Here is a 19,174-nt window from a genome sequence, read left to right as displayed (position 1 = left end):
GAGTGCATTATAAAAACTTAAAAGGAGGAATCTTATGCTCGGGGCAATAATTGGAGACATTGTTGGTTCTGTTTATGAATGGGACAATATTAAAACCAAGAATTTTCCTTTATTTCGTGAGGATTGTTTTTTTACTGATGATACAGTTATGACCTGTGCTGTTGCAGAAGCCATTATGAATGGCGGTCAGAAGAATAACTTTATTGACGCCATGAAGAAATATGGGAGGATGTATCCTGATGCAGGTTACGGTGCAAGATTTAGTAATTGGGTTGAGGGCAACGATCGAGAACCATATAATAGCTTTGGAAATGGTTCTGCCATGCGTGTTTCTCCTTGTGCTTGGGTCATGGATTGTAGTTTCTGTGCCAGAACAGGAGCCTGGCCGTCCAGAAGAGCTCTTGCACAACTTTCTGCAGAGGTGACTCATAACCATCCAGAGGGGGTCAAAGGAGCTTTGGCGACGTCTGATGCTATCTTTATGTGTCGCTTTTACTTTGGAGGTTACTGTGGGGATTATGAACAACCAATCAATGATAACCCTATAGAGTGCAAGAGACGCATCAAGGAACACATAGAGCAAGAGTATGGGTATAACCTTTCTCAATCACTAGATGAAATTCGTCCTACGTATCGTTTCAATGAAACGTGTCAGGATACAGTTCCTCAGGCAATCATTGCCTTTCTAGAAAGTACAGATTTTGAAGATGCGATTCGAAATGCGATTTCCCTTGGTGGGGATAGTGATACTCTTGCTGCCATCACAGGAAGTATAGCAGAGGCAGCTTATGGAATTCCTGATTGGATTAAGGAAAAGGTCTATACATATCTAGATGAGCCTTTAAAAGATGTGCTTAGACGGTGGGAGAAAGAAGTTTCAATATCATAATGGAGACTAGCCAGTCAATATCAAACTATGAAGGATAAGGTTAAGGAAGTTGAGCAAATCCTCGGGTAAAGAGTTATCGTCTTACGAGAAGAAAAGTTGGAAACAAACTTAACAAAGACATGAGCTTGACCACTGAAAAACAGCAAAGCGACGAGGTAAGAAACAATCTCGTCGCTTTTTCTTTATTTAAAGTTAATGTTGCCATGGATTCATGTTGCACTATTCAGGTATTTACTCAGATTTTTGTTTATTCAAGAGGAGGATACAAGTCATTACTGCAATACAAGATACAAGAATTAGATACCACAGGTTTTCAAGACTAAAATCATTCCCTAGCATCAATCTGTATCCCCAATAAGCTGGGAAAACTCGCCCTAATATTTGGAGAAAATCAGGTAGTAAGCTAATAGGAAACATAATACCCGAAAGCATAATTGAAGGTAAAAATACAAGTTGCGCTATCATGGTCAGCTTTGCTTGGTTTTTTAAAGTAAGCCCTAGTAAACTACCAATACATAATGACACAATCATGTAGATGGACAGCGCAAGAAAGAATAAGGGAAGTTGTGTCGGCAGACTTGCTTCAAATAAAATAGGGGCCAGTAGCAGGATTACAATGCAGGTCATCATCAGATGAACAAAGGCAGAGAGAAGTATGCTCACCAATCCTAAATAAATAGGGACACCATTAGCATTATAAATCTTTTTAATGTTACTTCCATAAATTTCAACCAATGAAGGTGGCAAGCCAAGAAAGGCTCCCATTGAGACACTCATGACTATCATAGATTGTATGAGCGTACTTCCCATTTCAGGCATAACAGAAGTAAAAATACCACCCATGATGAGAAAGAAAATAAGCGGTACAATATAGAAAGTAACCAAGAGAGATTTGCTTCGTATATCTAATTTCCACTGTAATACTAGACTATATAAATAACAGTTCATTCTGATTACCTCCTTGCCATTTTTATGAAATGCTGTTCCAAGCTGCCACGATCAACCTTAATATCCAATATCTGAATTTTTTTCTGCTTACATTCATTCAATAATGAAATTAAGGTATCCTCAATATTGGTCGTTTCAAAATACTTCTCTGATTCTTGAGTCTTCAAATGGATATAATATCTTCTTCCAACCTTGTCTGTCAGTTCTGAAGGAGTGCCACAAAAGACAATCTTTCCACTGTTCAAGATAGCAATGCGGTCACATAAGGCCTCAACTTCAGCCATATCATGACTTGCCAAAACGATTGTTTTCCCTTGTGATTTGAGATTCCGTATTTGTTCGTGGAGGGCTAGTCTTGCTTCAACATCAAGTCCCGCTGTCGGTTCATCGAGGAAAATAATATCGGGATTTCCGATAAGTGCAAGGGCGAGATGTAGTCTTCTTTTTTGTCCTGTGGATAATTGCAGATATTGTGATTTCTCAATTTCCTTTATTCCAAGAGCCTTCAGCATGGCATTATTAATGCTTGTCTGATTCCATTTTGCAAAGAGCTTTATCGCCTCCATAGGTTTGATATGAGCTGGCAAAGAAGATGACTGCAGTTGAATTCCCATTTTGCCGTTTACAACAATAGTGCCTCCATCATATTTTCTCAGGCCTTCAATACATTCAAGCGTTGTTGTTTTCCCAGCACCATTCACACCGAGCAGAGCGAAAATTTCTCCCTTTACGATTTGAAAATTAAGACCTTTTAGGACCATCTTACTTCCGTATTTTTTCTCTAATCCACGAACCTCTATTGCGTATTTCATGCCTACACCTCCTCAAAGGGATTGGTTCCAAGTCTTGAAAAATAAACTTGCAAAGCGGGCTCTAAATATGAGTTAACGATTTTTTGCTTTTCCTCCCAAGCGTTAGTAGCGGTGTCAATATTACCGACTTCCATCAACTTCGGAAGCATAGTCATATCTCCATTTGTAAACTCCGTGATCAAGGTCCAGTATTCTTGTACAACCTGTTGGCATTGTTCGCTTTCAGCTGGTACATTTTCTTTCTGAAGCTCCACGATTTGATCACTTACACGGTTCAACCTATCCATAAAATCTTGTCCACTTTTCTTGTCAAATCGACTGCGTATCTGGTCGAGCGTATCATCATCAAAGCTCTTAATGAGAGAGTAGGAGTCATTCTTCATCTGTAGATTGACAATAATATCTGCATACTTTTTAAAGTCAACTGTCTGTATTTGTAAAACTTCAACTTTTAACTGCTCTATTTCTGATAATGAAGTCTGAAGTTGTGCTATTTTTTGGCGAATATCATCTGCTTGCTCTGTAAGAGCATTTGCAACTTCAGCTGGAGTTTTCAAAGAGTTCAAACGCCCTTTTATGTCCTTGAGAGAAAAACCAAGTGATTTCAAGGATATAATCTGATGAAGCATGATTAGATCTTTATCAGTATAAAGTCTACGTCCTCCCTCACTTTCTGCTGATGGGGAAAGCAATTCTTCTTTATCGTAGTATTGTAGAGTACGGACTGTAACTCCCATTTTCTTTGCGACTTCCCCAACTGTCATAAAACCTTCTGGAATTGCTCTGAATTTTGCCATCATTCTCACCTCCTAATATATATTATACATCATGACGTAAGGTCATGAGCAAGCGCTTTATAAAGATTATTGATAAAAGATTTATTCTAGTGATCTCGTTTACTTAATATAAATAAAAATGCTTGTGAAAACAGCTATTTAAAGGTGACAAAAAGGAGTTGAAAGAGAAGAACCAAAACAATTACTTGCATTTAGTATATCTTTTTGCTTTGTTCAATGATTGGTGCTATAATGTAGTTAAAAAGTAAAGAAAATATAGGAGATATATGATGAACTCAACTTATATTATTGTATTTTTTCTTGTCCTTTGGCTCTTGCTCTTTGTTGGATTTATGATTGTATATAGCCATAGAAAGAAAAAAGCTGTTAGCTTTGTTAGTGATAACAATGATAAAGCTATTGTTCATTTATACTGTTCAAAAACTAAAATTAATGGACAGAATCTTGCTGACTTTAATCCAATAACTGGAGAAAACCTAGAAAAAGTAGTTGCTTTAGTTCCTGGGAGATATACAATCGAGGGCGTTTATAAAACAACTGAGACTCGATTGAACAAAACAATCAATATCAAGTCAGAAAATATCAGTATGGATCTTGACTTGGAGGCTGGAAACACCTATTCAATAGCTATGTACCTATACTCTCCTGAAGAAAGACAAGAGTATGAGAATGGCAAAACTGATGAAGTTGTTTTGAGTGTTCCGCTAACCATTGTTGTGGGTAGTGATTTCATCAAAGCATACATTATTTGCTACAAAGAAAAATGATTATCTAAGAGGCTGGGCTTAAGTTTGTTACTGGCCTCTTTTCATAAAATTAAGTCAAGCTATGTTCAGCATCATTTTGTTAAGTAGACTTGCCAATCAATCCGAATTTGTGGGGGAGATAAATGTTATGAAAAAGAGTACCCATAATCTATTAACTAAGATTCCTATATATGGAATTTTATTAAAACAATCGAGTAAAGGTGAGATAAAGCTATGCAGTCCATTCCTTCAAGATATGGCGGAAGAAGGGATTAGACCAATTGAAATTTATGAACTTCTAGAAGAAAAATATACTGGTGAAGTGGTAACGAGGGAAAGTTTTTATGAAGGTTATTATAAAATACTGAATTAAAGTTTAAGCAGGATATTAACAAAATTTAATGTCTTACTTTTATTTTTCAACAGAAGTAGCACAGGCTGAGATAGTAATAACGTAAAAATGATGAGAATTAATAGAAACAGTTAAGATTAGAGGATGATAGATGCTTATATTGGAATTGTATCAAAATCATTATTCAAAAGATTTAGTCGTTTTTGATTCTTTAGAGGAGGGTAAAGCTTTTGTTGCTCAAATTCCTGGATACACTCTCGAAAAAGAAGATGGGTTTGAAGTGGAGTATGTAAATCCTAAACACTTGCCAGATTATATGGAAATTATTTTTAACGGAAATATTGTACCCTTGTCTAGATTTTCGTTTGATTCTGAGGAAAATGTGGACATTATTTGGAAAGAGATTTCGAATATATCCGTTAAAAACGATCAAGTAATCGAAGGGTATTCAAAAATCGATGCCTATGTCGTTAATAACGATGAAGTCAAAGCTTATATCGAAGCAAGAGAAACCAAGTATCATCAGGTAAAAGACTTTTTAGAAGGCAGTGGGTATGAAGTTGACAGAAGCTTTTTCGGAAGTGAAGACGGCGAAGCGATTGTCTATAGAAAAAAAGGCGCCGAAGATTGGCACTTCTTGTGTCACCTTGATCCTTCGTTTGTAGAGATTAAAGATGTCGATAAGTTTGTTAAAGAAGCAGTGGATGCTATTCAGTAGTCACTCAAAGTTCGTTGTTAGTGTGTAATATTACTTGTGCGATCTTAGTCAGTCAATAATAAAATAATATGTTTTAAGAAAAAATTATAATTTCGAAACGTGAATAAACTTGTTTAAACTTTATGTTTCTTTAGAAAGTGAGATAACTTGAAAGAACAAATTTTTTTGATGGGTGGAAATCCGCCGATAAAAAACCATACGATTGTTAATAAAATAGTGTCATCAAGGAAAATTGAAAGAATTATCATTTTTACAGTTTTTCGAGAAAATTGGGAACCGTACATGAAAAAGTACACGGAAGTTTTTCAAAGTCATTTTCCTAACCTAAACACTGCTTACTTGCTCTTGGACACTGAGCAGATTGATTTTGATAGCAATTTAGATGCTGATCTAATTATCATCGGTGGTGGAAATACGGAAAAATATATAGCTACTTATGTCAATCAGGAGTTCAAAAAATATATCGTTCATATGCTTAATAAAGGGGTGAAAGTTATAGGATTTTCAGCAGGATCCCTTTTATTAGGAGAAAAAGTATATGTCTCACCTAATGATAATACAGATCATCAGATAAAGATAAAAAATGGATTAGGAGTCTTTAGTCAGTTTTTAATTAGTGTCCATTATGATTCTTGGAATGATAAAGCTAATAAGGATAGAGTTGAAGAACTCGTTAATGTTCCCATAATTCCACTAAATGATCATTCCTGTCTTGTTTTGGATAAACTTGGAAATAGCATAGAGAAAATTGACTAGTTTTCATTATCTAAATCTTGATCTAGGAAATTAAAGTGTAGACAAACTGGATAGATTACTAGTGAAAACTGCAAAAAGAGTTGTGAAATGAATCGGAGAGTGCTTAATGGATTTTAGTAGTAAGATAGCTATAAATAAAGGCTGGTCAGATGATAAAAAATATTGTGTGACAGATAAAAATCAGCAAAAATATTTCTTGCGTGTTTCTGATAAGGAGAAGTTAGATTCTAAAAAATTTGAATTTGATATGATGGAGAAAGTAGCTTCTCTTGGAGTTCCAATGTGTAAACCAATTAGCATTGAACTCTGCGATGACGAAGTATATTCTTTACACGAATGGATAGATGGGAAAGATGCAAGAGAAACCATTTTAACTTATTCGAAAGAACAACAATACACTTATGGACTAGAAGCAGGAAGAATCCTGCAAAAAATTCATTCACTCCCTATAACAGAAGTTCGTGAAGATTGGCAAAGCTTTTTTAATCGAAAAATTGATGACAAAATCTCCAAATACAAAGAATGTCCCGTTCAATATGAAAATGGTCAGATATTCATTGATTTTTTAAATGAAAATCGAGAATTGTTGAAAGATAGACCTCAGGTTTTCCAACATGGAGATTATCATATAGGGAATTTCATGATTGGTGAAGATCGTAAAATTTATGTCATTGACTTTGATCGATTTGATATTGGAGATCCTTGGGAGGAATTCAATCGTATTGTATGGTCTGCTCAAGTCTCTCCCTCTTTTGCGTCTGGTATTATAGATGGATATTTTGATGGTAAGGTTCCAGATTTATTTTGGAAACTTCTTGCTATCTATATTCTAAATAACTTAGTTGGATCACTTCCCTGGGCTGTACCTTACGGACCTGAAGAAATATCAGTAATGCAAAATCAAGCTAAGGAAATTTTGGAATGGTATAATGATATGAAGCAAATCATTCCTAGTTGGTACTTGAACAAGAAGAAGACTGAATAATATAAACGTTGGAATATCAATTTTGGAAAAATCAGATTACGATTACTTGATAATTTTATTTCGAATCTAAATCGCTATAAATACTTATCTTGTCTTGGATAAATCTGGGAACATCATAGAGAAAATTGACTAGTTTTTATCATGCAAATTGGGATCTATAAAATCAAAGTATGATGAATATGATTTATTAATTAAAGTTTCATTCAACGAATATTAAATGATTAGAGAGGGAAATCCATGCTAAAATCCAATAAATGGCTATACATCGCTATTTTGTCCCCCTTTCTGCTTGTGAGTTTGCCCTTTTTTATCAATGGGAATTTAAGTAAAGGTAATCTTCTATATAGCAACAATTCTAAGTTAATTCTTGATCATGAAGACTCAATCAAGAGTGAAATTATGACCCATTTGAAAGATGACGGAAAATACGTAAAGTCTGTGACGATTTTGCCGAATACTGCTCGAGGAGGCTATGATGATAGTGGTGATATGGGCGGTCATTATCATATTTACTTTTCAGCCTATGTCAATGATAATCCCAAGCAGTCCTTAAATGTCGAACTGTATTTTCCAGATGCAAGTATTCATGCATTTACCGTTGTCCACCCCAATCCCTTTAAGGATAAAAAGAAGATGAAGCGATGGTTTATAGGTGATATTAAAATATCAGATGATCCTTCCTGGGATGGGAAGTAATAAATAATTGATACTATCATGTGGAAGTAGTATCCTTTCTGTCAGAGAAAAGGTAGTTATAGTATTTTAAAGAAGGTCTATCATGAAAATGGAAATCGGGAAAACCTATCTTGTAAAAAAAGATATTTTCAGTTTAAAAAAAGGTGAACTCTGGACCTTAGTTGACAAGGGTTATCAGGCTTATTTTGGTGAACATAATTTCGTCTTTGTCAATGATGAGAAAGTGAAGGTATTTGCAGTTTTACAAGATAGTTCAGAAGAAGATATGCGAATCTACCATCATCTGGATGACTATTTTGAAGAAGTTACTCACGAAAATTTCTGAAGAAGGTGAGCTGCAATTGAAAATGCTCGCTTTTAAAAAGTTTACTGAAATATTTTTGTGGGAAATCATAATTTTTAATATATTTAGTGAGAAAGATAATGGATAAAGAATTTTATATGACACCAAATTCTGAAGAAAGCAATCTTGTCCTGAAACAGGCTTAGAAAGAACTAATCGAAGATATGTACGAAAAGAATATAATATCAAGTTTGTTAGAGGATGATATAGATAGTCAATCTTTTGAGGATCTTGTTCTTTCTTTAAGGGATAAACTTAAAGATTGCTATCCTAAAACCAAGCTCAAACGAATGATGAAGAGCATCCATTATGCGAATGGTTTTGAAGATAAATCTTTAAAAGAAAGTGCTTTTCTCTTGGATGAGATTGAACAGTATCTTAGTAGCAATCGCTTTCTTGATCATGATCAAGCGGTCAAGTATTTTAATGACAGAATTACTGCTGATGGCTTTGAAATCAATTCCCAATCTCTAGTTTTAATCATGATTGAAAGTTTGCATAGCTGAGAGAAGCTGTATAGGATATTGAGAAAATATGCGTAATGATAATAAAAGAGAAAGGTATAGCTATGTCTTATGATTTAGTAGTATTTGAGAAATCAATCGCACCAGCTAGTAAAGCTGAATTTTTAGAATGGTATGAGGAGCAAGTGGAGTGGAAGGAAGACCACGATTATGATTCAATTGAAGTTAGTTCAAGCAAACTAAAAAGTTGGTTTCTGGACATGATAAAACTATTTCCTCCTATGAATGGTGACTTTGATATAGATGATGCCTTAGAGAATGACCAAGAACTGGAAATTCGTTTTACTGACTATAGTATTGGTAAGAATCTTATCTATGCAGGATTTGCATGGTCACAAGCAGAAACAGCCTATAATACAATGCTCATGTTAGCCTTAAAACATGATGTGGGATTTTTTGATGTCAGTGGTACTGGGGCAATTATCCTTTCTGAAACTATCAAGTTAGATTAAAAGATGAGCCAGGTTAGTTCTTAGGAGATTTTATGATTTCCATAGCTGCCAAGCATATGTATTTATTAACCCTTTTACATGGAATTAATTTTGGGATAGACGTCCTTACAGCGGCTATTCTGATTATCAAAAAGATCTAGACTGAAACCAAGCTGAAAGCCATCTGGTTCAGTCTTTTTTCTGTTAATGTAGTATAATAAAGGGTGTAGGGATTCTATTTTTTAATAGGTTTTTTCCAAGTTAAGACTAGTCATTTTATGGAGTCAAAAGCTAAATCAGAGGTGAGAAAGTTGACTGAATTTGAGAGCTTATTTCTTCAAATAACCGAATATTCGAATCAGGTTACAGCTGAAAATTATCAAGAATATGCGGAGTTAGGCTATGATCTTTTAAGGAAAATCCATCATCTAGGTATGAAGGAGACACAAGTTTATGAGAGATTTTTTACATACTATGACAGCTTACAAGATGGAATGATAAAAGAGTGGTTTGCAGAAATGCTAGACTATATTTTTGGCTGGTGTCATTCAGAAAAATATATTTGGAATCATCAGGAATAAGGGAGACAAGATTAGCAAAATGCAGCATTGGTAGTTGAAAGTGATTTTGCATAAGATATAGGAGTTAGCTATGTTTAATGACAGTTATATTTGGGGGCGTCTTTTCATCCCCCTTATCATGATTTTCGTCTTAGGATTGATGGTATTCTTTCATAGACGTCAGGTTTTTAAGTATTTATATATCGTGAATATTTTTTTGTATCTAGTTGCGATTATTACTTATTTTATTTTAGAAAATCATCCAGTCGGACAACCATTTCCCTACCCTTGGATGACAGTTATTCCGTTTGTTTGGGCCATATCTATCTTTCTAGCTTTTGGATTATCGTTCGCGTCTCTTAGTGCTTTTGTCATTGAACAGGCACAAAGGCATATCTGGGCAAGGATTATCATTGGTTTAGTTGTTCTAGCAATTATGATAGCTATCGCAATAGGTATATACTACTTTATAGAGATTATTAGAGTTATAGGTTACTTTTAATTTTTAGTCAGTTTCTGATGGTAAACATGTAGAAAGAGGAGAAGCATGAAACAATCACTTAAATTTTTAAAAGAAAGAATCACTGATAGAATGTCCTTGGAGGATATGGTAGCTATCTTTGAAGACTTGTGTCGTGATCCTATTGATGATGAAATGATTTTGTTTGAAGTAGGGACATTTACCAGTATATCTGATAAACCCTTGTTTCAATTTTCATTAGTAAGGCAAGCTCCAAATGAAGATGAAGAGTTTTATCAAGTTCACCTTGATATTTTCTATGAAGCTAGTCAAGACAATCAAATCTTTAGTGAATCGACCTGGGATGAAGATTTAAAGGAAAATATTTTTGACTACATTAGAAATTCAGAAGTATTTGCCTACGCTAAAGAGCAGGAATACAAAGCGGTCAAGATTTATCTGGAAGAAACTTAAGAAAAGGTAGTAATATGTTTCATTTTTTTAAGAAAAAAACACAAAAAAAACTTGAAATCAATCTTCAAAACAATTCAATGATTATTAACGGAACCAGCTTAGCTTTTCCTTTGTCCTTGAAAGATATTGAAGCTGTATTGGGGAAGCCTGACCAGGTTGTCAAAAGAGATAATAAGTTTATTAAATACATTTATGACAATATTGGTATTGTATTTGAACATTCTTTCTCGATTAAAAATCATTTAAAAAAATCTAAAACATACATTGATGAGGAACATTTGATTTCTACTGTTTTCCTTTACTATGGCGATATTGTAAAATCTATGACTGGAGAGAAAGAATTGCCAAAGCAACCATGTCAAGCTATGGTATTATCAGATGGAAAATCTCCTTATTTCTTTTCTGATAGGCATAGAGTAGGGGATTTTAACCTTATTTTATGGACTCCTTATGGAACTAATTTTAATGGAATTACAGAGACAATCACAGACACACTTTCTATTTCCTACTTTCCAGAGATAAAACGTGAACGGGAAAGTTACAAGTTAAAAACAACTGATGGAGAAGTGCTTCACTTTGACAATATAAATTTTAAACTAGCCATTATCCAGGTTTTAATGTATGATTTAGAGGTTTTGAAACCTATTTTTAATATTTTTGATTTTGCAGAGGAAGCCAGTGAGTTGAACATCGACACAGAAAGTATGGAGATTATTCAGCCAGCACTTGATTATATGATAAATCTTCCTATACCTAAGAAATATGCTGAACAAGTCCAAGAAATCTATATGGATGGAGGAAATGAAATTTATATGAATCTGATTCCTCAGTGGGATGGAGAAGATGATTGTTTTGACCTAAATGAAGTTAGTCTTAAAGAACTGCAACAGTTTCCAAATCTGAAGCAAGCGACTATCATAAGCAGTAATTTTGAACATGTCAAAGAAATATTCGACATGCAAGGGGTTCAAGTGAAGGTATTATAATTGTCGCATTTATCTGGATAAATCATAAATGGATGGGATAAGTTCTTTAAGAATAAGGGCTAAAAAAGGAAAGAAATCTGGTGTCGGTAAATGAACATTCTTGATCTTAATTCTAATCAGAAAGAGACGATATTGTTAATCCACCCTATGTTATCTTCTGCTCAAGGAATGAAGTCCCTCATTGCAGATCAGATGGGGCAAGAGTTTAGATATATCATTCCGGATTTGTCTGCGCATGGGCAATCAGCTTCGGATACTTACGAGTCAGCTCTTAAGGAAAGCCAGATGATCTACGATTATCTAAAAGATCATCAGATAAAAGACATGCGTTTAGGCTTTGGTGCATCCTTGGGTGGAGTTGTATTACTGCAATTATTGAATCATAAGGATATCAGGTTTGGGAAACTTGTTTTTGAAGGGGTTAGTTTATGGACAAATGCGCCTTTGCTAGATGTATTTACTAGGTATTTATTGTTAATAAAGCATAGAAAAGCTTTGCGAAATAGAGATATAGCTGTTCATAAGATGGTTTCACTTTATGGAGAAAAAGGAGAGATGATGGCGGATTCTTTCATTGCTATGGATGAAGAAAGTATCAAACATATTTCCCATGATTGTGCCTTTGTGGCTTTGCCTAATCTTACGCCAGAGGAACAAAAAAGTTGTGTTTTCTTTTATGGATCAAAAGAATTCGACTTGATAGCTGCTAAAAAAGTTCTTCCCAAAAAGTATCCTCATGCCAAATTTCATATTTGGCAAGGATATGACCACTGTCACAAGATCACTGAAAATTCGGCAGTTTACTGTAAATTATTAGAAGAAATGATTTTAAAGAAAAATATCAGTTCCAATGAGGTAAGACATGACAAGCAAAAAATCTGATCTTGAACATTATAGAAATATGTTAAAACAACCCTGGGGAAAGATACAATATGAAATAACCTTTGCCCAACTTGCTCACCTGGAAGGTAAGAAAATTCTTGATTTTGGATCTGGATTTGGCTTGGTCAGTGAATTTCTTTCTCGCAAGAATCAAGTTATTTCTGTTGAACCTAATGAGGAAATGCTCTATGCCAACTCTTCCACATCCTATGAAAAATTGTGGGGAAGTATTGCCCAACTCGTTCGTTTTACAGATAAATCCTTTGATCTTGTCCTTTGCCATAATGTTTTAGAATATATAGATCCTAATGACCGAAAAGACTATCTTCTGGAGTTCAAAAGAATTTTAAAAAATGATGGCTTAATTTCAATTATCAAGCATAATCACGATAGAGGAATTATTAGCTTTGTCTGGTCTTAAATTAGAAAACTATTTGGGGATTCGAACATTTTACAGTCTACAACCAAATGAATTTAAGAGCAAAGAAAACTGGTTAGAAGAAATGACAAAGATTGAACTTGCAGTATGTGATTTAAAACCTTATAAAGATATTAGTTTTTTACAACATTTGTGGCTAAAAAAATAATAGAAGCATAGGTTTTGTTTTAAAGTAAAATAAAAACTGTCGTATATGAAGAAAGAGTGAATGAGATGATTTCTTCAGTTTGTAACTTGATAGAATTTTTTCCACAAATTCTATTTTTCCAATTTTAATAGAAAAATTCTTAGACAGTTCATGATTGTATCTATTTTAGTTCAGTACGTTCAATTTTTGTTTTTAGAAATTTCATTATATAATAAAGTATATCAAAAAAAGATATATTGATAGCCTAAAGGTGTAAATAGATATTGAGGAGAAAATGAATGCAAAAAATAATGTTGATTATCAATCCAACCTCTGGTGGAGAAAAGGCTTTAGATTATAAGGATAAGCTAGAAAATAAGGCTAAAAAATACTTCGAGCAAGTCGATACCAGAATTACACAAAAAGCGCAAGACGCAACCAACTTCGCCACAGAAGCTTCCAGAGAACATTATGAGGCAGTTCTCGTATTCGGTGGAGATGGGACTGTCAATGAAGTAATCTCTGGTATCGCTGAAAGAGACTATATTCCAAAACTAGCAATTATACCTGGAGGAACTGGAAATCTCATTACAAAGTTATTAGAAATCAATCAAGATATTGACGGGGCTATTGGCGAGCTTGATTTTAGTTCTACAAACAAGATTGATATCGGAAAATCAAATGGAAATTATTTTGGTTATATCTTTAGTATTGGTTCACTACCAGAAGCCATTCATAACGTTGGGATAGAAGATAAAACAAAATTTGGCATGCTAGCCTATGCGATTAACACCATGAAGTCTGTCGTTACAGATCAAGCATTTAATATTAGAGTTGAGATAGAAAATGGAAATTATATTGGTCCAGCCAGTCATGTTTTAGTTCTTCTTACAAATTATTTTGCTGACAAAAAAATCTTTGATGAAGATAAGGACGGTTATGCTAATATTTTGATTTTAAAAGATGCCTCAATCCTTACTAAATTGTCAGTTATCCCTGATTTATTAAAAGGTGATGTTGTAGAAAATGATCACATCGAGTACATAAAAGCTCGTCATATAAAGATTTCTTCTGATTCTGAATTAGAAACGGATGTTGATGGCGACAAATCTGATGACTTACCAGTAGAAATTAAGGTACTAGGTCAGCATATCCAAGTCTATTCTCAACCGAAAGAATAATAAACATTTGAAAAGAATAGCAGATAATAAAGGAGGCGATGATGATGAAGATTTTAGCAATTAATTCTATTTCGTTTAAAAAAAGAATGATTGAATTACTATTTGATTATCTTTTCATACTAGCTTATTTAGCGCTTCTGTTTTTAGGTTGTATGCTTTTTTACATTATTTTTTTTAATGGTATCCCAGAATTTACAGAAATTCAGTCGCAGTGTCTTGCATTTTTTACCTCTGTTTTGCCAATCACTCTACTTTTTACATCCTTAGATTATACAAAAAATGGAAGTTTTGGGAAGGCGAAAGCTGGACTTCAATTGGTTTACAAGAAAAAAACAGTGCAATCTAGCTTGATTAGAAACACCATTAAATTTTTGCCTTGGCAAATAGGTCATATGGGCACGATACATGGTGTCTATAGTGAGTTTGATTTATTATCTATTATCCTCTCGTTTTTAGCTACTCTCCTCGCAGTTGCCCTACTAGCAATGATGGTTTTCAGGAAAGATAAGCGACATCTAGGTGATCTTATAGCTCATACACAGGTACAGCTAAAAGATGACTAAAATAAAATATTTTATAGATATTTCACTTATTAGGGAGCGTGCTGTGTGCCAGCTTCCTTTTTTAATAATTTAAAATCTACTTTATTTAGTAAAATGCTTGGACTTAAAATAAATATGAACTATAATATAAGAGAAGCTAATCGACTTGAAAAATCTTAGTAAAAAAGGAAACATTTTATGAAAGTATCTAAAAAAATAAGATTAATAAGCTGTTGTGGTTTAGCTATCTGTACTTTAGTTGCTTGTGGTACAAACCAAAACCAATCTATGGAAAAACATAACAGTTCAACTACTAAGTTGGCTAGCTCAGATAAAGAAAGCTACAAAGGAACCTATAGCAATCTTAATAGCAAAGAAAGTGCAGAAGAAGTTCGAAAAGCCTTGGCTGCGCATTTGGATAAAGACAGTGTCGATGCATTTTTCAACCTTGTAAATGATTACAACGCGACTGTCGGCTCAGTAGGCTTAACTGGAGATTTTTCTACATTTACCAAAACAGACTATGATGTTGAAAAGATAAGCAATCTTTGGACACCTAAAAAGGGTGACTTTGTCGGCACTAACTGTCGGATTAACAGTTATTGTTTATTGAAAAATTCCATCGAAATTCCTAAGTTAGAAAAAGATGATTCCCTCTTGTTTGTGGATAATGATGCCATTGATAAGGGAAAAGTCTTTGGTACGGAAGACAAGGATGCTTTTGATATTTTATTCTCAAGAGTCAAGACCGAAGCAACGACAGATGTTAAGGTGCATGCTGCTAAGATGGAACAGTTCCTTTCTCAATTCAAGTTTAATGAAAATGCAAGAATGCTCTCCGTAGTGGTCCATGATGACTTGGATGGTCAATCTCTCTTTATCGGTCATGTTGGAATTCTTGTACCAAGTGAGGATGCCTACCTTTTTGTCGAAAAGTTGACCTTTGAGGAGCCTTATCAAGCTATCAAATTTGCAACCAAGGAAGATTGCTACAAATATTTATCTACAAAATATGAAAACTATACAGGAGAAGGTCTAGCGAAGCCCTTTATTATGGATAATGATAAGTGGATTCAATTTTAAAAGTAGTATTTTTCGGATGATTTGCCTAAAGAGTGGGATAAGAAGTTACCAATCGAATGATAGCTAAATTGATATGATTAGAGGAAAGCAAGCATGGATGAACATACATTAAGAGTTGTAAAAATTGATAAAGAAGCTATTTTTGAGCTGATCTACGAAACGTTTATAGCGCAAGAGCAAGAACTGCTGGACCTGTCGCCAGTAGATGTTATCAATGATTGTGCTATGGATTGGGAAAAGGGAGAGTTTATCTTTGTAGCACATCTTCAGGAAAATAGTCTGGGAGAATTGAATCCTCTTCCCAATGATATTGAGATCCAAGATTTGCTGCAAAAACTACCTGTTACAACAGATTCTGTCCTTGGCAGAGAAGTGATTTATAGAGATTTTTCATTCGACCAATTAAAAAAATAGTATAATAGTAGTAAATAAAGTAGTCATAAGGAGATATAATGGATATTAAAGATTTTACAGAAAAAGAACAAGAAATGATTAAAAAGGGACTAACTTTCTCTAAACTGAACGATAAGGAAACAGCCGATAAGATTATCGCCTTAATCCCTCAAGATATGATTAAACGGATTCCATTTTTTGTTAGAAAACATGCCATTACACGTACTGTTAAGAGAATCTCACTTGAGTATCCAGAGTTGTATGCCGTTGCTGAACAAGAAGGCCAACTTCCTGAAAAGAAAGCTCAAGAATTGCGACAAATTCTTACAGATATTTTCCAAGAGAAAATGAACAAGCATAAGATTAAATAATTTTTGAGATTTATCAATAAGATATCGATTGAGCATTAGGAGTTGAGAATGGCTATTGATGGCGTTAAAATCATTGACAGTGATCAAGGGTATGACATTTACAATGAGGTAGTTGGTCGCTATAGAGACGGTGAACATGTGTCCAATATTATCAAGGATATCCTCGATGCAGAGAAAGATTACTGTCAAACTGACTTTTTTACAGAGATTTATTGGACTGCTCTTGCCTATTCACTGTGGAAGATTGGTCACCTGACAGACGATATCAGAGATAAAACCTTAGAGCTTCTCAGAAAAGGGGCTGATCCATTTTGGATGGAAATAGATCCAAAGGCTTTGAAGCAAAGGCAAAAAGTCTTGGAAAAACTTGCTATCCAGTTGCAAACTGAAAATCCTAGGCCTCTAAAAGTCCCTAAAGACAAAACTAAACGCAAACCCTATTTTGAAGAAGGGGATCTCCTTGCTGTTAAGTTCGAAGATGAGTATGGTCTTGTCTTTGTATCTATGGTTGAGCAGAGTCCTAGAAAGCTTGAGTACCATCTAGCTTGTACTCGCCTCTTACAAACAAAAAAGCCCACAATCGATGATTTTTTGACCAGTCATATCTCCTGTAAGATGGACAATACGAAGTTTGCTCTCGTTACAGATTGCTGGTTCAATCACAAAGATTTAGGGCAATTATTAGAAAATATTGAAAAAATTGGACAGGTGAAACTTAGACCTTTTAGTCTTTGGATGCTGGCACCTGCCCAAAATTTAGAAGATATTTATGAAGAAATCACTAGAGATAAAAGCTCTTCTGGCCTTCGGTTCATCGAAACCTATAAACTTGTCGATGATATTTTTTCAGCCTAATGTCTATCTGATAAGAGAAAAATAAGGGGTGAATCATTCCCACATGCTATGTTGGGCTCTGACACCATAACTATCTAGGGAACCATCTGTATTAAACTTGACTTCAATTCTGTATCTTTTCCAGAGATCGTAATCTGCTGTTTGAATGGTCAAGGTGAAGTTGTTAGGATTTTTACTTTCTTCATAATCAGCAGGATTTAGTTGAAAGATATCGATTAACTTTCGTGTTTGAAAATCTTGGAACTTGAGATTTGCAAGATTGACATGATTGATAGAAATTTCCTGCAGTTGATGGTCGTCCTTGGGAGTTCTATAGTAGGTAATGATACAGTTTTTGAGTTGATCAGTATCTCTTCCTGTAGGAGTAAGGCTCATAAAGCCATAGGACTGATTATCTCGCTTGACTTCAAGAAGTTGACCGTAATAGAAGTGGTCGTTTTTGGGATTGGTGATGGGGCTCTCTGGACTTTTATCATCGAAACTAAATCCTTGATCCAAAAGCTCGGAAGCCTTGGTCTCCCCGATAATGACAGTTGTATCTTGAATGCTCACTGGAACAGGTTGAGCAGGAAGACCACTCATCATCATGCAAAACATAAACACATAACTCGTTAAAAAAGCTGTTCCGATAAAAGCGTTGGTGGATGCATAGGCATGACTGTTTTGAAAGTTTTTTCTTATAGTTAATACGATAAATTTGCCAATACTTTTTAAAACCATACTAACAAGTACGATGAAAAATTGTTTTTTCAAACATTCATAAATTGCTTGAGGAAAGCTATGGCTATGATAGTAGAAGCCAGCCAATAGGAGTAGATTTATGATTAGATAGATTAGAAAGAACCAATGAATTTCTTTAAGTGCATTGGCATCTGTGATTTCTTCATAGTCAACGTGAATTCTACCTTGAATGGCATGGCCGAGTTTATAGATCCATTTTGGGACATCTTTCCCTTGTCTGACTGCAACTAGAAGTCTGATATAGAGATAAATAGTAAAGGATAAGGATAGAAAGAAAAGAGCATAAAACGCCAAAACAATACTAGTGAACATTACTATTTCCTCCTATTTATACTCTTCGAAAATCTCTTCAAACCACGTCAGCTTCCATCTGCAACCTCAAAGCAGTGCTTTGAGCAACCTGCGGCTCGCTTCCTAGTTTGCTCTTTGATTTTCATTGAGTATTAACATTCAATAAAACAATTTCTTAGCTCCATTATAGCATTTTCTATAGAAATAGAGCTAAAAACATCAGTATTATCCTACAAGATTCAAAGGAGAAAAATCATGGGAATGATTGCCAATTATCAATATTTACCAGACAATGGATTAGAACAAATAAAAGCTCTTTCCAATCAAGAAGATGACTTGTTAGACTTTGCTGAGGACTCCGTTGATACTCATGATATCTTAATAGATATCGATAAGATGTGGGATGTCTTAGTCTTTGTCATGACTGGCTTTAGTAGCTCTGAGTTTATGGACGACGATCCTCTGAGGGAAGCAGTCCTAGGGGTGACTCCTCTAGAGGATGTATCTGAATATATCGCCTATACTGAAAAATCGAGAATTGCGGCTATCAGTCAAGCTTTAGAAGAATTTGATATGGACAAGGCTTTGAAAGACTTTAGTATGGAAGCTTGTAAAAAAGCTGACTTGTATCCTAATATTTGGGATTATCTTGAGGAAGAGGAAGAAATCAAGGATGAAATCCGAATCAGCTTTGTAAATATGAAAAAGTTTTACAAGCAAATTTTAGAGCTCAATGGAAATGTCCTCGTCACTATTTGTTAGAAAGTTTATTAAACATTTCTAAAAGAATAA

The 19,174-nt window shown here is 34.5% G+C and carries 26 protein-coding genes and 1 pseudogene; 23 read left to right on the top strand and 4 right to left on the bottom strand.

The genetic code is table 11. The features are described from left to right. Positions 1–34 precede the first annotated feature (34 nt). Positions 35–889, top strand: a complete 855-nt coding sequence (locus AB2B50_RS03710) for an ADP-ribosylglycohydrolase family protein (protein WP_320692489.1) — start codon at positions 35–37, stop codon at positions 887–889. 231 nt (positions 890–1,120) lie between these two features. Here AB2B50_RS03710 and AB2B50_RS03705 read toward each other — a convergent pair whose 3' ends face one another. Genes AB2B50_RS03705 through AB2B50_RS03695 form a run of 3 tightly spaced genes read right to left on the bottom strand, consistent with a single transcriptional unit; the run spans position 1,121 to position 3,446 of the window. Further along, entirely contained in the window at positions 1,121–1,837 is a 717-nt protein-coding gene (locus AB2B50_RS03705) for an ABC transporter permease (protein WP_320692488.1), read from the bottom strand. Positions 1,838–1,842: 5 nt separating this feature from the next. Further along, entirely contained in the window at positions 1,843–2,649 is an 807-nt protein-coding gene (locus AB2B50_RS03700; RefSeq protein WP_320692487.1) for an ABC transporter ATP-binding protein, read from the bottom strand. Between the two features lie 2 nt (positions 2,650–2,651). Beyond that, a complete protein-coding gene (locus tag AB2B50_RS03695) occupies positions 2,652–3,446 on the bottom strand; it encodes a MerR family transcriptional regulator (RefSeq protein WP_431305818.1) in 795 nt (264 codons plus the stop codon). A 269-nt stretch (positions 3,447–3,715) separates the two neighbouring features. Here AB2B50_RS03695 and AB2B50_RS03690 point away from each other — a divergent pair, with 269 nt between their 5' ends. The 21 genes and pseudogenes from AB2B50_RS03690 (at position 3,716) to AB2B50_RS03590 (ending at position 17,350) form a co-directional block, all read left to right on the top strand. Then, positions 3,716–4,213 carry a hypothetical protein gene (locus tag AB2B50_RS03690; protein WP_320692486.1) on the top strand — a complete coding sequence of 166 codons (498 nt, stop codon included), beginning with the start codon at positions 3,716–3,718 and terminating at the stop codon, positions 4,211–4,213. Positions 4,214–4,340: 127 nt separating this feature from the next. After that, a complete protein-coding gene (locus AB2B50_RS03685; protein ID WP_320692485.1) occupies positions 4,341–4,565 on the top strand; it encodes a hypothetical protein in 225 nt (74 codons plus the stop codon). Between the two features lie 130 nt (positions 4,566–4,695). After that, positions 4,696–5,262 carry a hypothetical protein gene (locus tag AB2B50_RS03680; RefSeq protein WP_320692484.1) on the top strand — a complete coding sequence of 189 codons (567 nt, stop codon included), beginning with the start codon at positions 4,696–4,698 and terminating at the stop codon, positions 5,260–5,262. Between the two features lie 147 nt (positions 5,263–5,409). After that, positions 5,410–6,018 carry a Type 1 glutamine amidotransferase-like domain-containing protein gene (locus tag AB2B50_RS03675; RefSeq protein WP_320692483.1) on the top strand — a complete coding sequence of 203 codons (609 nt, stop codon included), beginning with the start codon at positions 5,410–5,412 and terminating at the stop codon, positions 6,016–6,018. 106 nt (positions 6,019–6,124) lie between these two features. Beyond that, positions 6,125–7,003, top strand: coding sequence for an aminoglycoside phosphotransferase family protein (locus AB2B50_RS03670; protein WP_320692482.1), 879 nt, complete (start codon positions 6,125–6,127; stop codon positions 7,001–7,003). Positions 7,004–7,240: 237 nt separating this feature from the next. After that, positions 7,241–7,699, top strand: a complete 459-nt coding sequence (locus AB2B50_RS03665) for a hypothetical protein (protein WP_320692481.1) — start codon at positions 7,241–7,243, stop codon at positions 7,697–7,699. Positions 7,700–7,781: 82 nt separating this feature from the next. After that, on the top strand, positions 7,782–8,024 hold the full coding sequence (locus AB2B50_RS03660) for a phosphohydrolase (RefSeq protein ID WP_320692480.1): 243 nt from the start codon (positions 7,782–7,784) through the stop codon (positions 8,022–8,024). Between the two features lie 182 nt (positions 8,025–8,206). After that, positions 8,207–8,548 carry a hypothetical protein gene (locus AB2B50_RS03655; protein WP_320692479.1) on the top strand — a complete coding sequence of 114 codons (342 nt, stop codon included), beginning with the start codon at positions 8,207–8,209 and terminating at the stop codon, positions 8,546–8,548. A gap of 62 nt (positions 8,549–8,610) precedes the next feature. Next, positions 8,611–9,018, top strand: coding sequence for a hypothetical protein (locus AB2B50_RS03650; RefSeq protein WP_320692478.1), 408 nt, complete (start codon positions 8,611–8,613; stop codon positions 9,016–9,018). Positions 9,019–9,308: 290 nt separating this feature from the next. Further along, a complete protein-coding gene (locus AB2B50_RS03645; protein ID WP_320692477.1) occupies positions 9,309–9,578 on the top strand; it encodes a hypothetical protein in 270 nt (89 codons plus the stop codon). Between the two features lie 70 nt (positions 9,579–9,648). After that, positions 9,649–10,059 (top strand): hypothetical protein, encoded by a 411-nt coding sequence (locus AB2B50_RS03640; protein ID WP_320692476.1) that lies wholly within the window; start codon positions 9,649–9,651, stop codon positions 10,057–10,059. 45 nt (positions 10,060–10,104) lie between these two features. Beyond that, positions 10,105–10,491, top strand: coding sequence for a hypothetical protein (locus AB2B50_RS03635; RefSeq protein WP_320692475.1), 387 nt, complete (start codon positions 10,105–10,107; stop codon positions 10,489–10,491). A gap of 14 nt (positions 10,492–10,505) precedes the next feature. After that, positions 10,506–11,477, top strand: coding sequence for a DUF6892 domain-containing protein (locus AB2B50_RS03630; RefSeq protein ID WP_320692474.1), 972 nt, complete (start codon positions 10,506–10,508; stop codon positions 11,475–11,477). A 90-nt stretch (positions 11,478–11,567) separates the two neighbouring features. After that, complete coding sequence (locus AB2B50_RS03625; protein ID WP_320692473.1) at positions 11,568–12,359, top strand: alpha/beta hydrolase; 792 nt, start codon at positions 11,568–11,570, stop codon at positions 12,357–12,359. Further along, positions 12,340–12,946, top strand: a pseudogene (locus tag AB2B50_RS03620) (class I SAM-dependent methyltransferase). The gene AB2B50_RS03625 and the pseudogene AB2B50_RS03620 overlap by 20 nt, the downstream one beginning before the upstream one ends. Positions 12,947–13,224: 278 nt before the next feature. Beyond that, on the top strand, positions 13,225–14,106 hold the full coding sequence (locus AB2B50_RS03615) for a diacylglycerol/lipid kinase family protein (RefSeq protein WP_320692472.1): 882 nt from the start codon (positions 13,225–13,227) through the stop codon (positions 14,104–14,106). 41 nt (positions 14,107–14,147) lie between these two features. Further along, positions 14,148–14,669 (top strand): RDD family protein, encoded by a 522-nt coding sequence (locus AB2B50_RS03610; RefSeq protein WP_320692471.1) that lies wholly within the window; start codon positions 14,148–14,150, stop codon positions 14,667–14,669. A 177-nt stretch (positions 14,670–14,846) separates the two neighbouring features. Continuing rightward, positions 14,847–15,731 (top strand): DUF4300 family protein, encoded by an 885-nt coding sequence (locus AB2B50_RS03605; protein ID WP_320692470.1) that lies wholly within the window; start codon positions 14,847–14,849, stop codon positions 15,729–15,731. A gap of 93 nt (positions 15,732–15,824) precedes the next feature. Then, positions 15,825–16,145 carry a hypothetical protein gene (locus AB2B50_RS03600; RefSeq protein WP_320692469.1) on the top strand — a complete coding sequence of 107 codons (321 nt, stop codon included), beginning with the start codon at positions 15,825–15,827 and terminating at the stop codon, positions 16,143–16,145. A 38-nt stretch (positions 16,146–16,183) separates the two neighbouring features. Next, positions 16,184–16,495, top strand: a complete 312-nt coding sequence (locus AB2B50_RS03595; protein WP_320692468.1) for a hypothetical protein — start codon at positions 16,184–16,186, stop codon at positions 16,493–16,495. A gap of 48 nt (positions 16,496–16,543) precedes the next feature. Next, positions 16,544–17,350, top strand: a complete 807-nt coding sequence (locus AB2B50_RS03590) for a hypothetical protein (protein ID WP_320692467.1) — start codon at positions 16,544–16,546, stop codon at positions 17,348–17,350. A 33-nt stretch (positions 17,351–17,383) separates the two neighbouring features. Here AB2B50_RS03590 and AB2B50_RS03585 read toward each other — a convergent pair whose 3' ends face one another. Further along, on the bottom strand, positions 17,384–18,403 hold the full coding sequence (locus AB2B50_RS03585; RefSeq protein ID WP_320692466.1) for a hypothetical protein: 1,020 nt from the start codon (positions 18,401–18,403) through the stop codon (positions 17,384–17,386). Between the two features lie 234 nt (positions 18,404–18,637). Here AB2B50_RS03585 and AB2B50_RS03580 point away from each other — a divergent pair, with 234 nt between their 5' ends. Beyond that, positions 18,638–19,144, top strand: a complete 507-nt coding sequence (locus AB2B50_RS03580) for a YfbM family protein (protein WP_320692465.1) — start codon at positions 18,638–18,640, stop codon at positions 19,142–19,144. The last annotated feature ends 30 nt before the right edge of the window (positions 19,145–19,174 follow it).

The sequence above is a fragment of the Streptococcus fermentans genome, from assembly GCF_040888305.1.
GTDB lineage: Bacteria > Bacillota > Bacilli > Lactobacillales > Streptococcaceae > Streptococcus > Streptococcus fermentans.
This window is presented reverse-complemented; position numbering and strand designations above follow the sequence as displayed.

Excerpts from the sequence above, each read along its gene's own strand:
- AB2B50_RS03710 (WP_320692489.1), top strand. The coding sequence starts at position 35 with ATGCTCGGGGCAATAATTGGAGACATTGTTGGTTCTGTTTATGAATGG.
- AB2B50_RS03705 (WP_320692488.1), bottom strand. The coding sequence starts at position 1,837 with ATGAACTGTTATTTATATAGTCTAGTATTACAGTGGAAATTAGATATA.
- AB2B50_RS03700 (WP_320692487.1), bottom strand. The coding sequence starts at position 2,649 with ATGAAATACGCAATAGAGGTTCGTGGATTAGAGAAAAAATACGGAAGT.
- AB2B50_RS03695 (WP_431305818.1), bottom strand. The coding sequence starts at position 3,446 with ATGGCAAAATTCAGAGCAATTCCAGAAGGTTTTATGACAGTTGGGGAA.
- AB2B50_RS03690 (WP_320692486.1), top strand. The coding sequence starts at position 3,716 with ATGAACTCAACTTATATTATTGTATTTTTTCTTGTCCTTTGGCTCTTG.
- AB2B50_RS03685 (WP_320692485.1), top strand. The coding sequence starts at position 4,341 with ATGAAAAAGAGTACCCATAATCTATTAACTAAGATTCCTATATATGGA.
- AB2B50_RS03680 (WP_320692484.1), top strand. The coding sequence starts at position 4,696 with ATGCTTATATTGGAATTGTATCAAAATCATTATTCAAAAGATTTAGTC.
- AB2B50_RS03670 (WP_320692482.1), top strand. The coding sequence starts at position 6,125 with ATGGATTTTAGTAGTAAGATAGCTATAAATAAAGGCTGGTCAGATGAT.
- AB2B50_RS03665 (WP_320692481.1), top strand. The coding sequence starts at position 7,241 with ATGCTAAAATCCAATAAATGGCTATACATCGCTATTTTGTCCCCCTTT.
- AB2B50_RS03660 (WP_320692480.1), top strand. The coding sequence starts at position 7,782 with ATGAAAATGGAAATCGGGAAAACCTATCTTGTAAAAAAAGATATTTTC.
- AB2B50_RS03655 (WP_320692479.1), top strand. The coding sequence starts at position 8,207 with ATGTACGAAAAGAATATAATATCAAGTTTGTTAGAGGATGATATAGAT.
- AB2B50_RS03650 (WP_320692478.1), top strand. The coding sequence starts at position 8,611 with ATGTCTTATGATTTAGTAGTATTTGAGAAATCAATCGCACCAGCTAGT.
- AB2B50_RS03640 (WP_320692476.1), top strand. The coding sequence starts at position 9,649 with ATGTTTAATGACAGTTATATTTGGGGGCGTCTTTTCATCCCCCTTATC.
- AB2B50_RS03635 (WP_320692475.1), top strand. The coding sequence starts at position 10,105 with ATGAAACAATCACTTAAATTTTTAAAAGAAAGAATCACTGATAGAATG.
- AB2B50_RS03630 (WP_320692474.1), top strand. The coding sequence starts at position 10,506 with ATGTTTCATTTTTTTAAGAAAAAAACACAAAAAAAACTTGAAATCAAT.
- AB2B50_RS03625 (WP_320692473.1), top strand. The coding sequence starts at position 11,568 with ATGAACATTCTTGATCTTAATTCTAATCAGAAAGAGACGATATTGTTA.
- AB2B50_RS03615 (WP_320692472.1), top strand. The coding sequence starts at position 13,225 with ATGCAAAAAATAATGTTGATTATCAATCCAACCTCTGGTGGAGAAAAG.
- AB2B50_RS03610 (WP_320692471.1), top strand. The coding sequence starts at position 14,148 with ATGATGAAGATTTTAGCAATTAATTCTATTTCGTTTAAAAAAAGAATG.
- AB2B50_RS03605 (WP_320692470.1), top strand. The coding sequence starts at position 14,847 with ATGAAAGTATCTAAAAAAATAAGATTAATAAGCTGTTGTGGTTTAGCT.
- AB2B50_RS03600 (WP_320692469.1), top strand. The coding sequence starts at position 15,825 with ATGGATGAACATACATTAAGAGTTGTAAAAATTGATAAAGAAGCTATT.
- AB2B50_RS03595 (WP_320692468.1), top strand. The coding sequence starts at position 16,184 with ATGGATATTAAAGATTTTACAGAAAAAGAACAAGAAATGATTAAAAAG.
- AB2B50_RS03590 (WP_320692467.1), top strand. The coding sequence starts at position 16,544 with ATGGCTATTGATGGCGTTAAAATCATTGACAGTGATCAAGGGTATGAC.
- AB2B50_RS03585 (WP_320692466.1), bottom strand. The coding sequence starts at position 18,403 with ATGTTCACTAGTATTGTTTTGGCGTTTTATGCTCTTTTCTTTCTATCC.
- AB2B50_RS03580 (WP_320692465.1), top strand. The coding sequence starts at position 18,638 with ATGGGAATGATTGCCAATTATCAATATTTACCAGACAATGGATTAGAA.